Below are 19,598 nucleotides of genomic sequence, written 5' to 3' on the forward strand. Positions count from 1 at the left end.
CCGGGTGCCCTTCAAATCGCGCCAAACCCGCCGATTTCGGCGGGTTTGTGCTTGAGGGAGCCTGGCATGAGTGGCGCACCCTGTCGGCAAAGACGAAGTAAGAAAACGTCTTCGTCATTGGCCCCCCGGGGGCCGGAGAGCACGCTGTCGCCAATATTGCTGCAGCGGACGTGCTGACTGGCGCTGGCGCTGGACGCGATCGCCCATATTCGTACGGCGACCTGTTGGATGGCCAGCGTCGAACCAGCTGCCGGGGAATATCTCAAATCATAATCGATGTAGGGGAGGGCGGTTTTCATCGCCGATGCGTGTGATGACTCATGAATTTTCTTGATCGATTGTCGCAAATGCACGCGCAAGATTGACGTTTTTCCGGTGCGGCGCTACCACCTGTGCCGGTGCCCGTCAGCCGACGGTCATTCGCTGAAATAGCGGCTGGTCGGCGTGCTCGGGTTGTCGTGTCAAAGGGGGAACCGTCCTTGTCGCTTTATCCTGTTCTCCTCGGCAGGCTTGCCCGGCCGGATCTGTTTTCCGATCTTGCAGGCATCGCTCTCGGCGGCAAGGCTTGGTCGGGCGCGGAATTCGATGTTTTAAATCCTTCGACCGGTGCGCTGCTTGCGCGGTTGCCGGATATGGGGCCCTTGGAAACCCGGGGCGCGATCGACCGCGCGGCCGAAGCGCAGGGCGTGTGGCAGAGCCTGCCGGCCAAGGATAAGAGCGCGGTGATGCGCCGCTGGCACCAACTGATTGTTCTCCATTCGGACGACCTCGCAACGATCCTGACGGCAGAAATGGGTAAACCGCTGACGGAGGCAAAATCCGAAGTCGCCCATGCCGCTGCTTACGTGCAATGGTATGCCGAGGAGGCGAACCGCATCTATGGCGAAACGATTTCCGCCCCTTCCAACGATCGGCGGATGCTGGTTATCAAGCAGCCGGTGGGCGTGGTCGGCACCATCACGCCGTGGAATTTCCCTGCATCCATGGTCGCCCGGAAGATTTCGCCCGCACTTGCCGCCGGCTGTGCCATCGTATTGAAACCAGCGGAACAGACGCCGCTGGTGGCAGGGGCAATGTTCGTGCTCGCGCGGCTTGCCGGTTTTCCGGAGGGGGCGCTCAACCTTATCTATGCCAGTCACGGTGCCGATGTCGGTGCGGAATTGTGCACCAATGCCAGGATACGCAAGATCAGCTTCACCGGCTCAACCGAAGTCGGGCGGCTGCTGATGAGCCAATGCGCGCCGCAGATAAAGAAGCTCAACCTCGAATTAGGCGGCAATGCACCCTTCATCGTTTTTGACGATGCCGATATTGATGAAGCCGTGGAAGGCGCCATTCAGGCGAAATTCCGTAATGGCGGCCAAACCTGTGTCTCGGCCAACCGCATCTATGTCCAGTCGGCGGTTCACGATGAGTTTTCGGAAAAATTCGTTGCGCGCGTGGCAGAATTGAAGGTTGGCGACGGCTTCGATCCCGAGGTGACCATCGGTCCGATGATCGACAGCCACGCCATCGACAAGATCGAGGCACATCTGGCCGACGCCAGCGCAAGAGGCGGCACAATAAGGTGCGGCGGCAAGCGTGTCGGCAATGGCGGAACCTTTTTCGAACCAACGGTCCTCACCGGCGTCACCAGCGCGATGCGGGTGGCGCAGGAAGAGACTTTCGGACCTTTAGCGCCGATCATCCGTTTCAACGATGCGGAGCAGGTTGTGCGTGAGGCCAATGACACGATCTACGGTCTGGCTGCCTATTTCTACGCCTCCAATCTCAAGCGCGTGTGGCGTGTTGCCGAAGCCCTGGAATATGGCATGGTCGGTATCAATACCGGCCGCATGTCGTCGGAAGCAGCTCCTTTCGGTGGTGTCAAACAATCCGGCATCGGCCGCGAAGGCTCGCGCCACGGCATGGAGGATTATCTTGAAATGAAATATCTCTGCATGGGCGGCATATAGCGGCCGGCCGTCACGGGTTCCCGTGGATCATCGCCCTCAGTAACATTTGTGCGCCAGCGACGCTGGCTGCGATCAGCCTGTCGTTCATCAACGAGAAACGCAGGGTGGGCTGGTGAAGCAGCAGCCCTTTACGAAACCGATGGCCGCCATGGGAAATCCCTATGGCGCGTTTACGATTTTTCAGGTCTCCGTCATCCGCACGTTAGCCTTTGCCGCTAGGCGTGCCGACATGGCTCTCGGGCCACTCCCGTGTCGCGAAGGAAGGGCAGGAGATGACGACCTCTTCAAACATGATCGCCGGCCCGCTCGCGATGCGCTTTTTCCCGTTCGCGGAAGATTGTCACAGGCGTATTGCCGCCGGCTGATCCCGCCGCCGCGATTTCAATGGACAGTAAAATGCGTTTCCAATCCGCCAATAGTAATGTTCGTCAGATCAAGGGTGTATTTGCGGGCTGCGCCGTCGCTTTCATCGGCGTCGGTCTCATGAGCGCCCTGGTCAATATTCTTTATCTCACCGGCTCGCTGTTCATGATGGAGGTCTATGACCGCGTCCTGCCCAGCCGCAGCCTGCCGACGCTGGTGGCGCTGGTCGCCATCGTGGTGGCGCTTTACGTATTTCAGGGCCTGTTCGATGCCCTGCGCGGGCGCCTTCTGGTGCGCATCTCCGATCGTCTCGATCAGGTCCTCTCCTCGAGGGTCTACGAGGCGGTGATCGGATTGCAATTGCGCCTGCCGGTCAGCGGCGCCCAGGCACAGCCGCTTCGTGATCTCGATACAATCCGCTCTTTCCTGTCAGGAAGCGGGCCGACGGCCTTGTTCGACCTGCCCTGGCTGCCTTTTTATATTGCCATCTGTTTTGCCTTTCATTTCTGGCTTGGCGCCACCGCGCTTGCCGGCGCCGCAATTCTCACCGCGTTCACGCTGATGACCGAGCTTGTCTCCAGACGCCCCGTCGAGGAGGCCGCACGACACGCCTCCCAGCGCAATCGGTTGATTGAAAGCGTGCGCCGGAACGCCGACATCGTCGCCGTCATGGGTATGGTGCCGCCCCTGCGCGATCGCTGGCAGACGGGCAACCGCGCTTATGTGCGCGAACAGCGCGCTGCAAGCGATATAGCCTCCGGTTTCGGCGTGGCGAGCAAGGTGCTGCGCATGCTGCTGCAATCCGGCATTCTGGCGGTTGGGGCGTGGCTGGTCATCAATGAGCAGGCGACACCCGGCATCATCATCGCCGGCTCCATCCTGTCGGCGCGGGCGCTCGCGCCGGTGGATCTCGCCATCGCCAACTGGAAGGGCTTCATCGCTGCCCGGCAGAGCCGCCGCCGTCTCGAAAAGACGCTTGTGCTGTTGCCGGATGCCGCCATGCGCATGGACCTTCCGGCGCCCCGCTCCCTTCTCTCCGTCGAACGTGTCGGCGCCATTCCACCGGAAGCGACCGAGCCTGTTCTGCAGGATGTCGCCTTCACGCTGGCGGCCGGCAGCGCCCTTGGCGTGATCGGGGCGAGCGGTTCGGGGAAAAGTTCGCTCGCACGGTTGCTGGTCGGCCTCTGGCGCCCGCTCAAAGGCTCGATCCGTCTGGATGGCGCAACGCTGGACCAATGGCCGGCAGAGGCGCTGGCGCGCCACATCGGCTACATGCCGCAGGCAATCGACTTGCTGGACGGCACCATTGCGGAAAACATCGCCTCCTTCGACCGGCAGGCGAGTCCGGAAAAAATCATCGCGGCCGCCCGTGCTGCGCGCATCCACGACCTCGTTGTGAGCCTGCCCGATGGCTATTCCACTCTGGTAGGCGAAACCGGCCGGCAATTGTCGGCGGGGCAAAAACAGAGGATAGCGCTGGCGCGTGCCCTTTATGGCGAGCCGTTTTTCGTTGTGCTCGACGAACCCAATTCCAACCTCGATTCCGAAGGCGAAGAGGCGCTGACGGCTGCCATTCTCGGCATTCGCGAGCGTGGCGGCGTGGCCGTCATCATCGCCCATCGTCCAAGCGCGCTTCTGGCCGTGGACAAGGTGCTCATGCTCGCTGACGGACGGCAGCAGGCCTTCGGCGCCAAGGAGGAAGTACTCGCCAAGGTGCTGCGTCCGGTCGGTGGTGCGGCAGGCGCCCTCAAGGTCGTGCAGGCCACGGAAGCAGGAAAGATCTGAATATGGATGAATGGCAGACACTCAGACGCTCAATCCGCAACCATATTTTCGTTGGTGGACTGGGTTTTCTAACCCTCGTCGGCGTCTTCGGCGGCTGGGCTGTCGGTACCGAGATTGTGGGTGCGGTCATCGCGCAGGGTTCTCTGGTGGTGGAAACCAGCCTGAAGAAAGTCCAGCATCCCGTGGGCGGCGTTGTCAGCGAACTGGCCGTGCGGGACGGAGACCGGGTCAAGGCAGGCGATGTCGTCATGCGTATTGATGCGACGATGACCAAGGCCAATCTCGCCATCATCGTCAAGAGCCTCGATCAATTCACCGCCCGCAAGGCGCGGCTGGAGAGCGAGCGTGATCGGGCCGGCCGGGTGATTTTTCCGCAAACGCTGCTCGATCGCGCCGGCGATGGCGAGGTTCTGGCCATGATGAATGCCGAACAGCGCCTGTATGAAAACCGCAAGGCGGTTCGCGAAAGTAAAAAACGCCAGCTCGAACAACGCGTGCGACAGCTTCGCGATGAGATAAGCGGCATGGAAGCCGAGCGCGCGGCGAATTTGCGCGAGCAGGGCATGGTCGATGAAGAGCTCATACGCTTTCGCTCCCTGCATGAAAGGGGGCTGATGGAAAAAAGCCGCCTCAGCACACTGGAGCGTCAGGCCACGGATATTGACGGTGATATTGGCCGGCTGATGGCCGGCATTGCCGGGGTCGAAGCGAAGATTAGCGAAACCTCGCTGCAAATCCTGCAAATCGACGAACAATGGTCGGAAGAGGTGGGTTCCGATCTGCGCGAAATGGATGCGCGCATCGGTGAATATGTCGAGCGCCGGGTGGCGGCCGAAGACCAGCTGAAACGCGTCGATATCCTGGCGCCGCAGGATGGGGTGGTGCACCAGCTTTCAGTGCACACCATCGGCGGTGTTGTGGCGCCCGGCGAGCAGATCATGATGATCGTGCCGGAAGTCGACAAACTGGTGGTCGAGGTCAAGGTCGCGCCGCAGGATATCGACCAGATCTATTACGGACAGCTGACCAACCTGCGCTTCTCCGCCTTCAACCAGAAAACGACGCCGGAAATAACCGGAACGGTGGAGCGCATCTCCGCTGATGTGACGGTGGATCAGCGAACGGGCACCAGCTTTTATCTGGTACGTGTTGCCACGTCGCAAGAGCAGATAAAGCGTCTTGGCGAATTCAGCCTCATGCCCGGCATGCCGGTGGAAGCTTTCATCACGACAGGTGAGCGAAGCGTCCTGTCCTATTTCCTCAAGCCTTTGATTGATCAGGCGAACCGCACATTCAGAGAGGCCTGAAGGCAATGGGCGAGGGGCGTAGCTAGCGAAATGGTTTGCTCAATTCTGCGATGTCATGCGCTTTAATTGGCGCGTGCGTTGCAGTTTTCATGGGGCGCTCGGAATTCTGAGCGGTTGGGCCGCCAAGCGGCGTGATTTGGGCGTAACTATTCCGTGTGATGTGGCCCGGTGTCGTTCCATGATGCGGATTGTATGTCCGTAACGCCCCCTTCCGCTAATCGTTGGGCGACAAACCCTTCCAGGGGGTAGCTTCCCTTTGCAACTGCATCGCGTTTGTCGAGGCAGGTCCAACCTGGGACAGGCAGTTCATGCTGTGCCGTGTTTTTGCTTTCCGGAGAAATTGAACGGCCGTGTTGAAGCCGGGACTGGAAGCGAAGCGTTTGCATTGTGTGAGTTTCAAAAAGTTTGAATTGACCGCCTCTCACGGCGAGGCAAAACTTGGGGCATTGGCAAGGGAGAGCAAAAATGGACCAGCCGTGGCGTCACATGACAAGCGCACCGAAAGACGGTACCCGGATTCTCGTGACGATCCGCTCGTCGGAGCAAGGCCCGGCACAGGTGGATCTTGTTTATTGGTCCAATGGCGACAGAATTGGAGCAGAAGGCTGGCGAGCTTCGGATTCCTCACCGGGTCGGATAATTGAATATGCGGAACCGGAGCTGAAGTGCTGGATGCCGGTTCCGGCGGCGAATACTGGTGGGCTCTCGGCGCCATCTCCCTGGGAAGGGGATGATGACCGCGAGCTTTTCGGATCCGGAATATGACGGGAGGAATTGCAGTGAATTTGCGGGAACGCCGCGGGGTATGATCAAGTATCAAGGCCGCCCCCTGCCTCGTCCGCGGAACTGATATCGCAAGTGCACCTGCATCATCCTGATGCCCTGCGCGCAGGATCGCGTGCGGGTATGGATGTCATGCTCAGAGCATTCTCGATTGCAGCGCCTGAGGCGGTGTTGTCGAAGACGCACCAACCGTCAGGCGCAACGAGTTTGCAAAAGTGCCTGATCTCATCGTCGCTATAAGTGGAATAATAGATCTTTGGTTTTCCGTGCAGGCGAACATATCGCGGGGGTTCGTTGAAGGTTTCCGCAGGCCACACGAGCGCCGGATCGGCGAAAACGCGGTCAATCTTGTATGTTTTCAGCAAATCAATCGCGTCCTGCGACGCCCAGCTCTCGTGCCGGGCTTCAATGACAATCTGCCCTTTATCAGACCCACGCATCGCCTCGAACGCTCTGTCTGACGTCCGGATATCAAAGGCAAGCGATGGCGGAAGCTGACACAGAAGCGGTCCACGCTTTCGACCCAGTGGCGCAAGGTCTTCTATGAAAGTTTCAAACGGCTCGGCTATATCGTTCATTCTGCGCGTATGCGAAATCTCTTTGGGCATCTTTGCAGAGAAACGGAAGGTGTCGGGCACTGATTCAGCCCACCGCGCGAAGGTGGACGCCTTGTGCCGACGGTAGAATGTGGAGTTGATTTCGACTCCATCAAAGACCGAGGCGTAACGTTGAAGGCCGCTCCCCTCGGCCGGGAACCGGTCGGCCACCTTTCTCGGGATGGACCAGGCCGCAGTGGCAATGATTGGCAAATCGTGTCTCCTTCACCTCACCGGATCCAGTTCAACTCTTTAAAGCTCGACTTCAGCTCAAGAATTTGCTCCAGCCAAGTTCGTCTTAAAACCTCGTCGGCTGACAAGGTTCCGCGACGGTGATCCGGTCGGGGGTCCAGCCGGCTCTTTTCAGTGTCGCTCGCTGGTAAATAGCCGGTTGCAGCATCGAGACGGATCCGGGTGCTCGAATAGTATTCCGGTTACACAGTGTTGGGTGTTGGCGTCTGCGTCTTCCCGTGAGAGTAGCGATGAAACCGGACAATGACCCGGAGCCGGGACTGACCGATGATTGAAATTTCCGCTGCTGCCAGTTGGCTAATGGCTGAGTTCCGACCGGGCTTGGAACACTTCGACAAGGTCCGCGGTTTGTACCAAGGGTCAAGGCGGAAAAGAGAGGAGATATCATGTCCAACTCAAAATCCACGGGTGGCGGTTACGCCGAAAACACGGGTACGACCGACAATCGGTTCGGCTACTCGCTTGAAAGCCAGGCTCAGTTTGACGATGCCACCGAGATAGCGCGCGGAACGGCCGCCGGCGAAACCCTCAATGTTTATCGCCTTGAACCTGTTGCGGCGCCGGACGACCCACGCTGGCAGAATGCGCCTGCCCACGGAACCGTGGTCGTCGCAGCGCGGACGGCGGGTGATGCACGGGTTGTCGCTGCAGGTGCGGAACTCGATTTCATGGAGATCGACGCCCTTCCCGCTGAAGACGTGTCGACGTTGAATGCAAGCGCCTTTAGAGATGAAAAACTCTATACGGTGATCGAAGTGGAACACGGTCGACAGGGTCTGACGCGAGGGGTGATGGACGGCGATGTCCGTATAGACACCATCAAGCCAGTGCAGATCTGAGAACGTGCCGACCCGAAGGGCTGCGGAATTCTCCGTTCTGCCGCAGGCTTTTAGTTATCAGTTCCGATCTGGGTAACGATATGATCGTCAGCTCACCCGGCGGGCCTGCTCCCCGTCAGGGGATACGCGTTCCGGGCCAAGCTGCGAGAGCAAGGTCGATCAGCCGCTTCAGCAAGGCGTTGCAGGCGCCGTCGCAGGCTTGGGCGGACATGCCCTGGATGATTGCACCATAAAAGCGGGCAAGCGTGTCGGTATCGGTTCGCGCCGGCAGTTCCCCTTCGTCGACTGCACGGTCGAAGCGGGTCTTGAGGGCCTGCATTGATGCCTCGCGCAATCTTGCCGTCAGACGCGCTACGGACGCATTTTCTTCCGCATGCTGCAGGACGGCCGTGGAGACCATGCATCCGCGCGGCTTGTCCGGCTGGGTGTCTCCATCGGCAATATCGTAGAGGTAAAGCCTCAGAGCTTCGTAAAGCGGCAGATCGGACTGAAATATGTCGGATCGACGGGTGTTTTCACGAGCAATGCTGAAATCCAGCGCCTGGCGGTACAACTCCTCCTTCGATCCAAACATCGAATAGAGCGTCGGTGGATTGATGCCCATCGCTTTCGTCAGATCGGCGGTCGAGGTTCCTTCGTAGCCGCGCTCCCAAAACAGCCGCGCCGCGATGTCGAGCCCAACGTCGCGATCGAGCAGGCGGGGTCTGCCTCGTCTGCGGACTGGTGTCTCCATAAAATAGTGATCCCTATTATATTGTTGACAGATGCGTTTCGCTCCTTATTGTAGGGGTCACTATTTATTTTGGCAACGGAGTGATCAATGTCCAGACGACTTGCAGACAAGACAGCCCTTATCACTGGAGGTTCACGCGGGATCGGCCGGGCGGTCTCCCTTGCCTTTGCCAGGGAGGGTGCCGCGCTGATTGGCGTGCATTATGCCGCCAACGCGGATGCGGCTAATGCCACGGTGCGCGAGATCGAAGGGCTCGGCGTCAAGGCCGTCGCCGTGAAGGCCGATCTCAGACAGGGCAAGGACGCGGCCGACAGCCTGTGGGCGCAGTTCAGCGAAGCAGCGCAGATCGAGACGGGCTCGACCGCTCTCGACATTCTCGTGAACAATGCCGGTATCGCGCCCGCACTGCCATTGAAGCAGACGAGCGAAGCCGCGTTCGATGAGGTGATGACGATCAACTACAAGGCGCCGTTTTTCCTGATCCAGGCCGTGGCCGACCACATCCGTGAAAACGGCCGTATTATCAACGTGTCGACCGGGTTTACGCGCATCGCAGCGCCGACTCATCCCGCTTACGCCGCGTCCAAGGGCGCGCTGGAAACGTTGACATTGGCGCTGGCACCGGAGTTTGCCACGCGCGGTATCACAGTCAATGCCGTGCTGCCGGGTGTCACGGAAACCGACATGAATGCAGAGTGGCTGTCGTCTCCGGAAGCGCGCGCTGGCGCCGAAGCCCTCTCTGTATTCTCGCGCGTCGGAAAGGCGGAGGATATCGCCGACGTGATTACCTTCCTCGCATCCAGCGATGCCCGCTGGACGACGGGGCAGATGATCGATGCAACGGGCGGCGCCCGCATCTAGGGTACGTTGCTCTTGCTTTAGCTAAAGCTGTTCAAGCAAAAGCAGCCCACGAGGAGAGTCTGATTAAGTTCAGCTTGCTTGTCGTTTATCATCACATCCACGGGCGCTACGCGTGTCCGTGGCGTCGTTATCCCCTTGTGCGGTGCCGCCGAGCTACGCGCAAACGTGGTCGCGGACATGTGACGCGCCGATCCCTGCAGATTGATCCTGCCGGCACGCCGTCTAGACGCTTTGCACGACCATCGAGCGGGATGCAGCCCAAGGCAAAGCCACCGGCGCTGTCGCGGCGGGTTCAGCCAAATTCCGATAGTGTTCTGTCGCGCCTGCAGACTGCCTTGGCAAAAGCCGTCCATTTCTAAATTATTCTGCCGCGATTGTTACGTTTCCGAAACGAGCTTTGACGAGAAGCGCGGCTTCTGCGATTGCCTGATTTACCCGGGCGTTCACCACGGGAGAAACCTGCCCTTCCACGTAATCCCGGCCGGAGGTGTAGATTGCGGTCGGCGTCACGAAGGCTTCGAAAAAGGCAAATAGCGGCCTGAGTTGGTGTTCCACCACAAGCGAGTGCCGGTCTCCGCCGCCTGTCGCCGTCAAGATGACAGGTTTGCCCCTGAGGTCGGCGGGATCGAGAAGATCTATGACGTGTTTGAATAGGCCGGTATAGCTCCCCTTGTAAGTCGGTGAACCGATCACCAGAGCTTCAGCGTCGATGATAGTCTGAATGACCTGCCGCGCGCTGCCTTCCAGGTCCGCTACGGATCGTGCCGAGCTTAGGGAGGGGCCGAGATCCTCAACGTCGAAAACCTGATGTTGCAGGCCCAGTTGGCCGGCCAGCGCCTCGCTGACGCTTTCGACGAAGCGCTTTGTGCTTGATGGCCGCGATGTGTTGCCGGAGAAACCGACGATCAGATTGTTGCTCATTGAACTTTCTTTCGGGTGATCCTGCATAAATGCGGTTTGTGTCTGCGCGCCCTAGGCCGTCTTGAGAATCGACAGCCCGGCCGGATGTGCCGATCGATCATTCTCGCCGGTCTTCCACTTCTCAAAGGCGGCGCGTCCGAGAATGGCGACGGACGTGTCTTCCTGAGGTGCATGGACGAGGACTGACTGGATATCCCGGAAATGACGCTCGAGCCCGAGATCGGCATTGAGACCGGGGTTGCCGATGCCGCGGACCGCCAGCTGGACAGCGTCGCGGATTTGCCTCCCGGCGAGAAGGCGGGCCCTTATCAGGTGTTCGGCATCGCCAATATGGTTTGCGAGCGCGCCAAAGATGATCTGGCGGGCGCCGGCAACCAGAAGGTCGATTTCACCCGAGAGTTCAACGAAACGTTCCGTTTGCGCAATCGGGCGGCCAAGATTAGCCGGCACGCGCTCATGCGCGAAGCGGATGAACGCTTCTTGGGCGGCTTCGGCCGCGCCCAGATAGATGGCAGTGAGTGCAAGCGTCATTGCCGCGTGGCCGCGATTATCCTGCTGGGCGACCGAGGGATCAACGAGCTCCAGCACATTTTCTGCCGGGATTTCAACTTCGGTGTACTCGACATCGTGCGAACCGGTCGCCCGCATGCCGAGGCTTTTCCAGTTCTCGATAATCTTGATGCCGGGCAGACCGTTGGGGACAACGAAGGTGCCGACTCGTGGCTGAACCTCATCGGTATGCGCCCAGACGAGAAAATGGGTGAGGCCATAGGCACCCGTTACGAAGCGCTTGCGGCCCGTGATCGACCAGCCATTTGCCGTCCGGTGCGCACGCGTGGACGGCAATCCGCCGCGGGCCGGCGACCCCAGCTCTGGTTCCACACGCGCGGCGTTCAGAAGAAGCGGCTGCTGCTTTGCCTGTGAAAGAAGTTCCCTGTAGAGACCGTCCGGCCAATGGCCCTTCGTGGCCTGCCCGAGATGTGTAAAAATCGTCATTGCGCTGATAAGCGCTACAGAAGGATCGCCTCGCCCGAGCGCCGCCAGAATATGGGCTGCGGTGCTCAAGGTTCCTCCCGGTCCGCCATAACGCGTGGCCACCGTGCTTTCGAGAAGTCCAGCCTTATGAACGGCGCGAATACCGGTCCAGGGAAACTGACCGGTCTGATCCGCATCCGGTGCGGCTTCGGAAAGGACGCGCGCGGCTGCGTCGAGTGCGGTGGGGTCATAGGACATGCGGATAGCGGCTTTCTCATGGTCGGCAGGCGGGATCATCCGTCACAGGGGTGGATGATCCCGGTCTTGGAAGAGAGGTGGATCGGTCCGACGGCGTGGTCGGACTGCCGTCATCAGGCGGCTGCCTTCTTCTTCGCCTCTTCGCGTTCGCGAATACCCTCGCGGACGAGGGGCAGGATGTATCGTCCGTAGTCTACGGCATCATTATAGTTGTCGTATCCACGGATCGAAATCAGATCGGCGCCAAGGTCGATATAGTCGAGAATGGAGTCGGCGATCGTGCGTGGCGACCCGACCAGGGCGGTCGTCGCGCCGCTGGCATTGGTGGCGGTAACGGTCGGATACCAGAGCGCGCGGTCATGGACGTCGCCGCGCTTGGCGATATCCAGCAGACGCTGGGACCCGATATTGGCAGGAGGCGCTGCATTGACCGGGGCACGAGACAGGCCCTTCTGGCGGTTCTCGTTCAGACGGTCGAGAACCCTGTGCGCCTTTTCCCAGGCCAGTTCATCCGTTTCGGCGACGATCGGCCGGAATGTAACCCAGATCCGGGGGCGGTCGGTGCGCCCGGCTTTTGCGGCTTCGGCGTAGATACGGTCAATCTGCTGTTTTGTTTCAGCCAGCGGTTCGCCCCATAGGCCGAAAATGTCGCAAAGGGAGCCGCCGATACGATAAGCAGCATCCGAAGAGCCGCCGAGCGAAATCGGGATAAGGCCATTGGTCGGACGCACGGCGCTGCGGAACTGCTTGAACTGGTAATATTTGCCTTCGAAATCGAACGGCTCCGTCGAAGCCCATGCAAGGCGAAGAATGCGGATATATTCTTCCTGACGCTCGTAACGCTCTTCCTTGTTGAGGAAATCGCCTTCGCGTGCCTGCTCCTCGTCGCTCCCGCCCGCGATGAAGTGGACGACAACGCGCCCGCCGCTCAACTGGTCGAGAGTGGCGAGGGACTTGGCCGCAACCGTTGGATAAACCGTGTTGGGGCGGAGCGCGACAATGATCTTGATGTTCTTCGTGTGCGCAAGCACCGTCGCACCCAGCGTGAAGGGATCGAACGAAGAGGAGGAATAGGGAATGAGCGTGTAGTTGAACCCGTAGTCATCCAGTGCCCGCGCGTAACGTTCCAGAAACAGCGGATCGACCGGAGCATCAGGGATGGGGTTCAGATCATTGGATGCGTTGGGAAAGCTGACGCTGATGAATTCCGCAGCCATGGGAGCTCCTTGCTGTTTCTAAATGTCGAGTGAAAGCTAAAGCCGACGTGGCATATGAGGAAGACAGGTCTTTCTATTTCTATGGAAAATGTAGAAAATATTGCCTGACTATTCTGATGCCCTAGAACCGGCCATTGCCGCCGGGTCCGCATCTGCGTCGTAAGGGCCGGGTTTCCACCCAAGGGAGGGAGCAACCGTCGTCGCAAGATCGGTGAGCAATCTTACGTTTTCGGTCAATCCGAAAGCCGGAGGCAAAAAGAGGACGAGCTCATCTGCGGCCGCCAGCCCGGGGTCGCTCAGTACCGCCTCAATGACCGTATCCGGTGCGCCCTGAAAAACGGGGGAAATCATGGCACCAGCCGGTTGGCCGGCAGGAGCCAGCGCACCCTTCGGGCGTGAGGCCGCAATGCCGACTGTGCGACGTTCAAGGTCATAGGCGGCATATTTTTCCCGCAGTTCCGGAGTGGTGCCGACCAGGATCGACGCTGCAACGGCGACCGGAGGCGGCGTTGTCTTCCAGATTCGCAGCCAGTGGGTGCGATAGGCATCGATGATACGCGCCTGATATTGGCCAAACGTCTCGCCTTCGTCCTGATCGTGAAGGACGGTACCGGAAATCAAGCCGATACCGAGTTCGGCGGCCTGAATCGCTGAATCGATACTGGCGGAGCCCTGTCGGATACGGCTGCGCAAGGTAGGGCTGTGTGGGGTCACCCGCAACTCGGCTCCCGGAGGCGCACCAACGTCGTTCGGCGTAACAACGTGCAGAACATCACCGGCAATGGCGGCAAGAAAACGCGACTGTCGCCGCTTTGCCTCTGTCCGGGCATCGGTATCCACGGATCCGAATACGGCATCGAACGCCCCATTTGCCCCGGTTGAAATCGCAAGTTCAAGCCGGCCGTCGATCAGCAGGTCGGTCGTGCCCGCCGCTTCGGCCAGCAGAATGGGGTCCTGATAACGCATCGGGATGACGGCGGAGCCAAGCGTAATGTGCCGTGTATGCTGGCCGACCGCCGCAAAGAAGGGCAACGGCGAAGAAAGATAGTGGTCGAAATGGCGCTGATAGGCCCAGCCGGACTGATACCCAAGCCTTTCCGCCTGTCTGAACAATTCTATGCCCTGTCGGAGCCCCTTTGCCGGACCGTCATCGTCGTTGAATGATACCCGCGTATTGAAACCCAGCCGGCTTTTCGGCCGGAACAATGCGGGAAGGTCGCGCGACGCTGCTGCAATATTCATGCGAGTTGTTCCTTCCGCAGCGCGTGCGGGGCTGCATGGGTGCGGGCCGTTCCGGCGATGCCCGATGGGATGGAGTTCAGCAGCGACGCGGTGTATTCGTGTCGCGGATTGCCGAAAATCTCGGTGACGGTCCCATGTTCGACAATGCGGCCTCGCTGCATCACGGAAACGCTGTGCGCAAGTTGCCTGACGAGGGCGAGGTCATGCGAAACAAAGACATAGGTCAGTCCGAGCTTCGCCTGCAGCGACAGCAGAACTTCGACGATATCCGCCTGAACGCTGACATCGAGAGCGGATGTGGGTTCGTCCAATACGATCACATCAGGCTTGAGGACCAGCGAACGGGCAATTGCCACACGCTGACGCTGCCCGCCTGACAGGGCTGATGGCTTGCGTTCCATGAGGTGCTCGCTCAAGCCGACATTTGCGAGAGCTTCCCGCGCCTGCTCGGATCGCTCCTTCGGAGTACCGATCTCGAATCTGTCGAGCGGCTCACGAACAAGCTGGCCCACCTTCCATGTCGGGTCGAGTGACGTGAACGGGTTCTGGTAAACCAGTTGCAGATGCCGCCATACCGGCCGCAGGGAAGCGCGGCTCTTGCTTGTAACGCTCTCGTCGGCAACCATGATGGTGCCGCTTTCCGGCTGCTCGAGCCCCAGCAGCAGGCGGATGGTCGTGGTTTTCCCGGAGCCGGATTCGCCGACAAGCGCGTGTGTCGTGCCTGCCGGAACCGTAAACGAAATATCATCCACAGCGGTCAGGGTTTTGCCATCGACGGTGAAGCGCTTGGTGACGCCGCTGACAGCGATCTTTGGCGATTTGTCACTATCGAGAAGGCTGAACCCCGGATCGCGAAATTTGGCATAACGCTCCGGGTTGAGCGCGGGCACGTCGCCATGGAGTTTTTTGGCATAGGGAGAGGAGGGGGAGGAAAAAACAGCCGATGTCCTGCCCGCTTCCTGCACGACGCCGTTCTTCAGCACGACGAGATTGTCCGCCCTCTCCGCCGCTATTGCGAGATCATGGGTGATGAGAAGCAGGCTGATGTTCAGCTCATCGCGAAGACGGGAGAGGAGATCGAGAATGCGTTTCTGGATTGTGACGTCGAGCGCCGAAGTCGGCTCATCCGCCACCAGCAGCGCGGGGCGCGGTAATATTGCGAGCGCGATCAGCACGCGCTGCAGCATTCCGCCCGACAGTTGATGCGGATAGGAATCGTAAACCCGTTGCGGATTGTCGAGACCCACCTTCGCGAATGTTTCCAGAATGAGGAGCTTGCGGATTGCGGGGTTGGCCTCTTCCGTCAGCGCTGCCGCCTCCAGCGCCTGCGCGCCGATTGTTCTCACAGGATTGAGAGAGTTGCCCGGATCCTGCGGCACGAAGCCGATTTCGCGGCCACGAAAAGGCCTGAAGCGCCGTTCCGGCAATGCCAGAATGTCCTGCCTGTCGAAAACGACCCGGCCCGTGGCGTTTGCGCCGTTGGGAAGCAGTCTTAGTACAGCCTTTGCGATGGTCGACTTTCCCGAACCGGATTCTCCGATCAGCGCAAGGCTTTCGCCACGCCCAAGCTCGAAGCTGACACCGTGCACGACCTCCTGCCGCCCGTAGGACACGGCAAGATTTTCAACGCCGAGCAGGGGTATGGCGGGCTGCGGAGCCTCTGCCACTATCCGGGGAGGGGTCGGCGCTGTTTTCAATGCGATTTGCGAAGCCATCGGCTGATCCTGTTGACAGAGAGGACGGTCACGATCGTAACGAACGCGGGCGCATAAACGAGCCAGGGCCATTTGAGGTAGTCCTTGCCGATCGAGATCAGCAGGCCCCAGTCGGAAGAGGGCGGCGGATCGCCGTAGCCGAGGAAGGCGAGGCTGGCGATGACGAGAATGGACTCGCCGAATTGCAGGACGGCCAGCGGCAACATCGAGCGGGATGCGTTTGGCAGCACATGTCTCAGAACGATGTAGCCGCGTGAGCCACCCGAGAGAAACGACGCCTCCACGAAGGTCGCCTGACGCGTCTTGATGACCTCTGAGCGCGCCACACGGGCGAAGAAGGCGATCGCCGATATGCCTGTCGCAATGGCGGCGTTGATTGTCTCGAAGCCGATTGCGGTGACGATGATGACCGCCAGCAGGAACTTCGGGATGGATAACAGCACGTCGACAAAACGTGCAAAGACGATATCCACCCAGCCGCCGAAAAATCCGGCAAGCAGACCGATCACACCGCCGATGACGACGCCGATGACGACAGCGACCAAAGCGCTCGATACAGATGAAGCGGTGCCATAAACGACCCTTGTATAGAGATCGCGCCCGAGATGATCCGTGCCGAACCAATGGGCAAAACTTGGCGCAAGAAGCTTGTCAGCCGGGACGCCGTTGATCGGGCTTTGGGTGGTGAAAAACTGCGGTGCGATCGACCAGGCGACGACGATTGCGATGACAAGCAGGGAGAGGGCGACCGTTGCAGTTATGTTGAGAGTTTTGAGTCTCTCCAACGGATTGCTGATGGAAGCCGGGCTGGAAATAAGGCTCATGGTTTGGCCCCCGTTTCAAGGCCAAGCGACGTGTCGTCGATCGTCGACAGGCGGCGTTTTCGGCCAACGATAATTTTCACCCTTGGATCGAGCAGCGGATAGAGGAGATCGGCGATGAGGTTGACGACGACGAACACCACGGCCCCCAGCGAGACGATCGCCTGCAGGACCGGCAGATCCTGAGTGCTGACGGAACGCTGGACGAGACTGCCGATACCGGTGCGGCCGAATACCGTCTCCGTAATCAGCGAGTTGCCCAGAAGTTCGCCGACGGTGAGGGCGATAACCGTCACCACGGGCAAGGAAGCAGGCTTGAGGAGATGTGTTGTGAAAAGCCGTCTTGGCCCGATGCCGCGACTGCGGGCAACCGCTGCGTAATCCTGCTCTGCCTCATGATCGAGATTGGCGATCAGGACCTCCGCAATCTGTGCGGAAAACGGTATGCCGATGGTGATCGCCGCAAACAGCGTGGCCCAGAAACTGTCGGGTTCGATGACCCGGAACAGCCTGAGCTGAAAACCGAAAAGGTGGATCAGAAACAGGCCGATGACGAAATTGGGTGTCGACAGGAACAGGGAAGGGAAGGCGCGCAGCAATCCCTGTCCGTAACGCTTCGGCACGACCTGCGTGCCGTAGGCGACCGCAAAGGCGAGGATCAGCGCCACAGTCAGCCCGGCGGTGGCCAAGACCAGCGTCGATGGCAGCACCTCGGCGATGAGCGTCGAGACCGGTCGGTTGGAGCGCATCGAGATGCCCAGATCGCCTGTCAGGAAGGCCGACAGGGAATGCCAGAGCTGCACGATGATCGGCTGGTCCAGCCCCTGTGCCGCAATGATTTCGGCGATCTCCTGCTCGGTAAAGCCGTTCTGCGGGTTGCGCAGAACGCTGGTGATCGGGTCGCCAGGCAGGACGCTGACGACCACGAAGGTGAAGACATAGGCCAGAAGGATGACGACGATCGCCTGGCCGAGCCGCTTTGCGGCGTAGGTTAGGTAGGCATTGCTCATGCCGTCACCTCCTTGACGTTACTCGGTGGGTGCTGGCGTCATTCGGCAATGAACGCTGTGTAATAGCTGGCATAAGCGACGCCGTTATAGACTTCGCCCTTCAGCTTCGGCGATTGCACGTAAATGCGCTGAACGATTTGCGTGCGCGGGATGAAGTAGCCCTGTTCCAGCACGTATTTTTGCAGGCCATCGAGCAGAGGCTTCCGATCCTCGACGGAACCTGCACCAGCGATCTTGTCGCGCAGGTCGTTGAGCGTCGCATCACGCTCGTCCAGCGCAAACCAGTTCTCGCCATTATTGGCGTTGGTCAGGATGCTTGCGACCGTACCGGCGTCGATGAAGCTGCGGGTGACTTCATATGTCGGAACGGCGGCTCCACCGAATTTGACCTTCTCGCCAAAGGTCACGACATCATAAGCCCTGATATTGACCTTCCATCCAAGCCTGCCGAGCTGCTGGGCAATCAGCTCATCGACTGATTTCGAGGTTGCCAGATAAGGATTGGAATGGATCGTCAATTCCAGCGGCTTGCCGTCCTTCACGCGAACGCCGTCCGCACCCTTGACCCATCCGGCTTCGTCCAGAAGCTTTTCCGACTTGTCCGGGTTGTAGGCGAGGAGATCGCTGTGATCCGTGGCTCCCGGGACGTTGCTCTGGATGAAGGACATCGCGAGCTTCCAGTCCTGCGTATAGACTGTGTCGATGATTTCCTGACGGTTGATGCCTGCCTGAAGTGCCTGACGCACCTTCACATCATCATAGGGCTGAAGCTTGGTGTTGACGGCCCAGCCGTTGACGAAGCCGAGATAACGCGGGGTCGCGATGGTGAAGCCTTCCTCTTTGAGCGATTTCAGTTCCTGGGGCGAGGCGTTGTACGCGACATCCGCCTGACCGGACTGAACGGAGGCGACGCGAAGGGATGGCTCAGAGACCAGCTTGTAGGTGATGGTATCGAGATAGGCGGGGCCGGTGTGGCCGACTGCGGCGGGACCCCAATTATAGTCCTTGCGCTTGACCAGGGTGACGTGGTCGCCCTCTTTCCAGGACTCCACCACATAGGGTCCGCTGCCGGCGGTCTTGCTGAGGTCCGCCTGCTGGCCGGCAGGCTGGGCAATGGTCTTGGGAGAGATCAGGATGGAGCCGTGGTAGCCAAGCGTCGGAATGAATCCGAGCGTGGGCTTCTTGAAGAAAACCTTGACCGTCGTCGCATCAACCGCTTCGGCGTGATCATAGGTCTTGGGGAAGAGGCCGATCGGGTTGATGCCCTCGTTCTTGCGGCCGGCATACCAGATGTCGAGATTGGCAACTACGGCCTTGGCATCCAGCGGTTCGCCATCGGAGAAAGTCACGCCGCTTTTGAGGTGGAGGGTGAACTCCGTCGCGGTGTCGTTCTGCTCCCAGCGCTCGGCAATCCACGGGCTGACCTTGCCTTCGGCATCGACGTACAGCAGCTTATCCGTGACATGACCCCATATGTGGCCCTGGAAACTGGAGATCGCGCTGTTGTTGGGGATCCACGTGTCGCCCAGGGAATCGATCAGAAACGTGATGTCACCGCCATCATGTGGCGTGTCTGCGGCCACAGCACTCAAAGGTGCAGCCGTCGATAAAAACAACGAGGCGGAAACAGCGAGCGAAGCCGTAAGAAGCAGCCGACGACGCGAAAGAGACGATGAGAAAGGACGCTTTGTCATTGTATGATCCTGAAAATTCCAAAGTTTTTCGTTGCAATTTCGGCATCTCCTGGGATGCGCGTGCTTCTGCGGTGGCTGCTCAAACGCATGTCAAACCGTTGCCGCGCCGGCCTCTCGGCCGAGCAGGAGATGTTTAAATTCATTGGTGGCCTGATTGGGCGACGCGACGCTAGCGAGCGGTTCCCGAGAACCTGCGTGGCAGAGGAGCGCGCCCGCTTCTACATATTCCAGTCATGGCGCGATCCCCTTCTGCGCTGTCCGTCTTGCCCTT

At 59.6% G+C, this 19,598-nt stretch carries 17 protein-coding genes; 6 read left to right on the plus strand and 11 right to left on the minus strand.

What is annotated here, in order from left to right; translation table 11 throughout:
* Positions 1–11: 11 nt before the first annotated feature.
* A complete protein-coding gene (locus tag WA845_RS11275) occupies positions 12–359 on the minus strand; it encodes a hypothetical protein (protein WP_135855629.1) in 348 nt (115 codons plus the stop codon).
* A 165-nt stretch (positions 360–524) separates the two neighbouring features.
* On the opposite strand from WA845_RS11275, the gene WA845_RS11280 reads away from it, so the two are divergent.
* From WA845_RS11280 to WA845_RS11295, 4 genes are all read left to right on the plus strand, one after another.
* A complete protein-coding gene (locus tag WA845_RS11280) occupies positions 525–1,955 on the plus strand; it encodes an NAD-dependent succinate-semialdehyde dehydrogenase (protein WP_223215405.1) in 1,431 nt (476 codons plus the stop codon).
* Between the two features lie 396 nt (positions 1,956–2,351).
* A complete protein-coding gene (locus tag WA845_RS11285) occupies positions 2,352–4,103 on the plus strand; it encodes a type I secretion system permease/ATPase (protein WP_337322329.1) in 1,752 nt (583 codons plus the stop codon).
* Between the two features lie 2 nt (positions 4,104–4,105).
* A complete protein-coding gene (locus WA845_RS11290) occupies positions 4,106–5,410 on the plus strand; it encodes an HlyD family type I secretion periplasmic adaptor subunit (RefSeq protein WP_112553743.1) in 1,305 nt (434 codons plus the stop codon).
* 465 nt (positions 5,411–5,875) lie between these two features.
* A complete protein-coding gene (locus WA845_RS11295; protein ID WP_112553745.1) occupies positions 5,876–6,175 on the plus strand; it encodes a hypothetical protein in 300 nt (99 codons plus the stop codon).
* Between the two features lie 104 nt (positions 6,176–6,279).
* On the opposite strand, the gene WA845_RS11300 is transcribed toward WA845_RS11295, so the two are convergent.
* Entirely contained in the window at positions 6,280–7,002 is a 723-nt protein-coding gene (locus WA845_RS11300; RefSeq protein ID WP_112553747.1) for a DUF72 domain-containing protein, read from the minus strand.
* Between the two features lie 425 nt (positions 7,003–7,427).
* On the opposite strand from WA845_RS11300, the gene WA845_RS11305 reads away from it, so the two are divergent.
* On the plus strand, positions 7,428–7,880 hold the full coding sequence (locus WA845_RS11305) for a hypothetical protein (RefSeq protein WP_112553749.1): 453 nt from the start codon (positions 7,428–7,430) through the stop codon (positions 7,878–7,880).
* 115 nt (positions 7,881–7,995) lie between these two features.
* Here WA845_RS11305 and WA845_RS11310 read toward each other — a convergent pair whose 3' ends face one another.
* Positions 7,996–8,613, minus strand: a complete 618-nt coding sequence (locus WA845_RS11310; RefSeq protein WP_112553751.1) for a TetR family transcriptional regulator — start codon at positions 8,611–8,613, stop codon at positions 7,996–7,998.
* An 87-nt stretch (positions 8,614–8,700) separates the two neighbouring features.
* Here WA845_RS11310 and WA845_RS11315 point away from each other — a divergent pair, with 87 nt between their 5' ends.
* On the plus strand, positions 8,701–9,474 hold the full coding sequence (locus WA845_RS11315) for an SDR family oxidoreductase (RefSeq protein WP_112553753.1): 774 nt from the start codon (positions 8,701–8,703) through the stop codon (positions 9,472–9,474).
* Positions 9,475–9,834: 360 nt separating this feature from the next.
* Here WA845_RS11315 and WA845_RS11320 read toward each other — a convergent pair whose 3' ends face one another.
* The 8 genes from WA845_RS11320 to WA845_RS11355 form a co-directional block, all read right to left on the minus strand.
* Entirely contained in the window at positions 9,835–10,395 is a 561-nt protein-coding gene (locus tag WA845_RS11320; RefSeq protein ID WP_112553854.1) for an NAD(P)H-dependent oxidoreductase, read from the minus strand.
* Between the two features lie 51 nt (positions 10,396–10,446).
* A complete protein-coding gene (locus WA845_RS11325) occupies positions 10,447–11,628 on the minus strand; it encodes an acyl-CoA dehydrogenase family protein (protein ID WP_048902886.1) in 1,182 nt (393 codons plus the stop codon).
* A 113-nt stretch (positions 11,629–11,741) separates the two neighbouring features.
* Positions 11,742–12,845, minus strand: coding sequence for an LLM class flavin-dependent oxidoreductase (locus tag WA845_RS11330; protein ID WP_004445361.1), 1,104 nt, complete (start codon positions 12,843–12,845; stop codon positions 11,742–11,744).
* A 108-nt stretch (positions 12,846–12,953) separates the two neighbouring features.
* On the minus strand, positions 12,954–14,087 hold the full coding sequence (locus WA845_RS11335; RefSeq protein WP_112553755.1) for an LLM class flavin-dependent oxidoreductase: 1,134 nt from the start codon (positions 14,085–14,087) through the stop codon (positions 12,954–12,956).
* Positions 14,084–15,802, minus strand: coding sequence for a dipeptide ABC transporter ATP-binding protein (locus tag WA845_RS11340; RefSeq protein WP_112553757.1), 1,719 nt, complete (start codon positions 15,800–15,802; stop codon positions 14,084–14,086). Before WA845_RS11340 ends, WA845_RS11335 begins: the two co-directional genes overlap by 4 nt.
* The gene (locus tag WA845_RS11345) at positions 15,781–16,626 is read right to left on the minus strand and encodes an ABC transporter permease (protein ID WP_309776237.1); all 846 of its coding nucleotides are present in this window, start codon (positions 16,624–16,626) and stop codon (positions 15,781–15,783) included. Before WA845_RS11345 ends, WA845_RS11340 begins: the two co-directional genes overlap by 22 nt.
* Positions 16,623–17,633, minus strand: coding sequence for an ABC transporter permease (locus tag WA845_RS11350; RefSeq protein WP_077985655.1), 1,011 nt, complete (start codon positions 17,631–17,633; stop codon positions 16,623–16,625). The genes WA845_RS11345 and WA845_RS11350 overlap by 4 nt, the downstream gene beginning before the upstream one ends.
* Positions 17,634–17,671: 38 nt before the next feature.
* Positions 17,672–19,327 carry an ABC transporter substrate-binding protein gene (locus tag WA845_RS11355; protein WP_004445356.1) on the minus strand — a complete coding sequence of 552 codons (1,656 nt, stop codon included), beginning with the start codon at positions 19,325–19,327 and terminating at the stop codon, positions 17,672–17,674.
* Positions 19,328–19,598 lie beyond the last annotated feature (271 nt).

The sequence above is a fragment of the Agrobacterium sp. CMT1 genome (assembly GCF_037203725.1).
GTDB lineage: Bacteria > Pseudomonadota > Alphaproteobacteria > Rhizobiales > Rhizobiaceae > Agrobacterium > Agrobacterium pusense.

Coding starts and splice junctions, on each gene's coding strand:
- WA845_RS11285 (WP_337322329.1), top strand. CDS start 2,352: ATGCGTTTCCAATCCGCCAATAGTAATGTTCGTCAGATCAAGGGTGTA.
- WA845_RS11290 (WP_112553743.1), top strand. CDS start 4,106: ATGGATGAATGGCAGACACTCAGACGCTCAATCCGCAACCATATTTTC.
- WA845_RS11295 (WP_112553745.1), top strand. CDS start 5,876: ATGGACCAGCCGTGGCGTCACATGACAAGCGCACCGAAAGACGGTACC.
- WA845_RS11305 (WP_112553749.1), top strand. CDS start 7,428: ATGTCCAACTCAAAATCCACGGGTGGCGGTTACGCCGAAAACACGGGT.
- WA845_RS11310 (WP_112553751.1), bottom strand. CDS start 8,613: ATGGAGACACCAGTCCGCAGACGAGGCAGACCCCGCCTGCTCGATCGC.
- WA845_RS11315 (WP_112553753.1), top strand. CDS start 8,701: ATGTCCAGACGACTTGCAGACAAGACAGCCCTTATCACTGGAGGTTCA.
- WA845_RS11320 (WP_112553854.1), bottom strand. CDS start 10,395: ATGAGCAACAATCTGATCGTCGGTTTCTCCGGCAACACATCGCGGCCA.
- WA845_RS11325 (WP_048902886.1), bottom strand. CDS start 11,628: ATGTCCTATGACCCCACCGCACTCGACGCAGCCGCGCGCGTCCTTTCC.
- WA845_RS11330 (WP_004445361.1), bottom strand. CDS start 12,845: ATGGCTGCGGAATTCATCAGCGTCAGCTTTCCCAACGCATCCAATGAT.
- WA845_RS11335 (WP_112553755.1), bottom strand. CDS start 14,087: ATGAATATTGCAGCAGCGTCGCGCGACCTTCCCGCATTGTTCCGGCCG.
- WA845_RS11340 (WP_112553757.1), bottom strand. CDS start 15,802: ATGGCTTCGCAAATCGCATTGAAAACAGCGCCGACCCCTCCCCGGATA.
- WA845_RS11345 (WP_309776237.1), bottom strand. CDS start 16,626: ATGAGCCTTATTTCCAGCCCGGCTTCCATCAGCAATCCGTTGGAGAGA.
- WA845_RS11350 (WP_077985655.1), bottom strand. CDS start 17,633: ATGAGCAATGCCTACCTAACCTACGCCGCAAAGCGGCTCGGCCAGGCG.
- WA845_RS11355 (WP_004445356.1), bottom strand. CDS start 19,327: ATGACAAAGCGTCCTTTCTCATCGTCTCTTTCGCGTCGTCGGCTGCTT.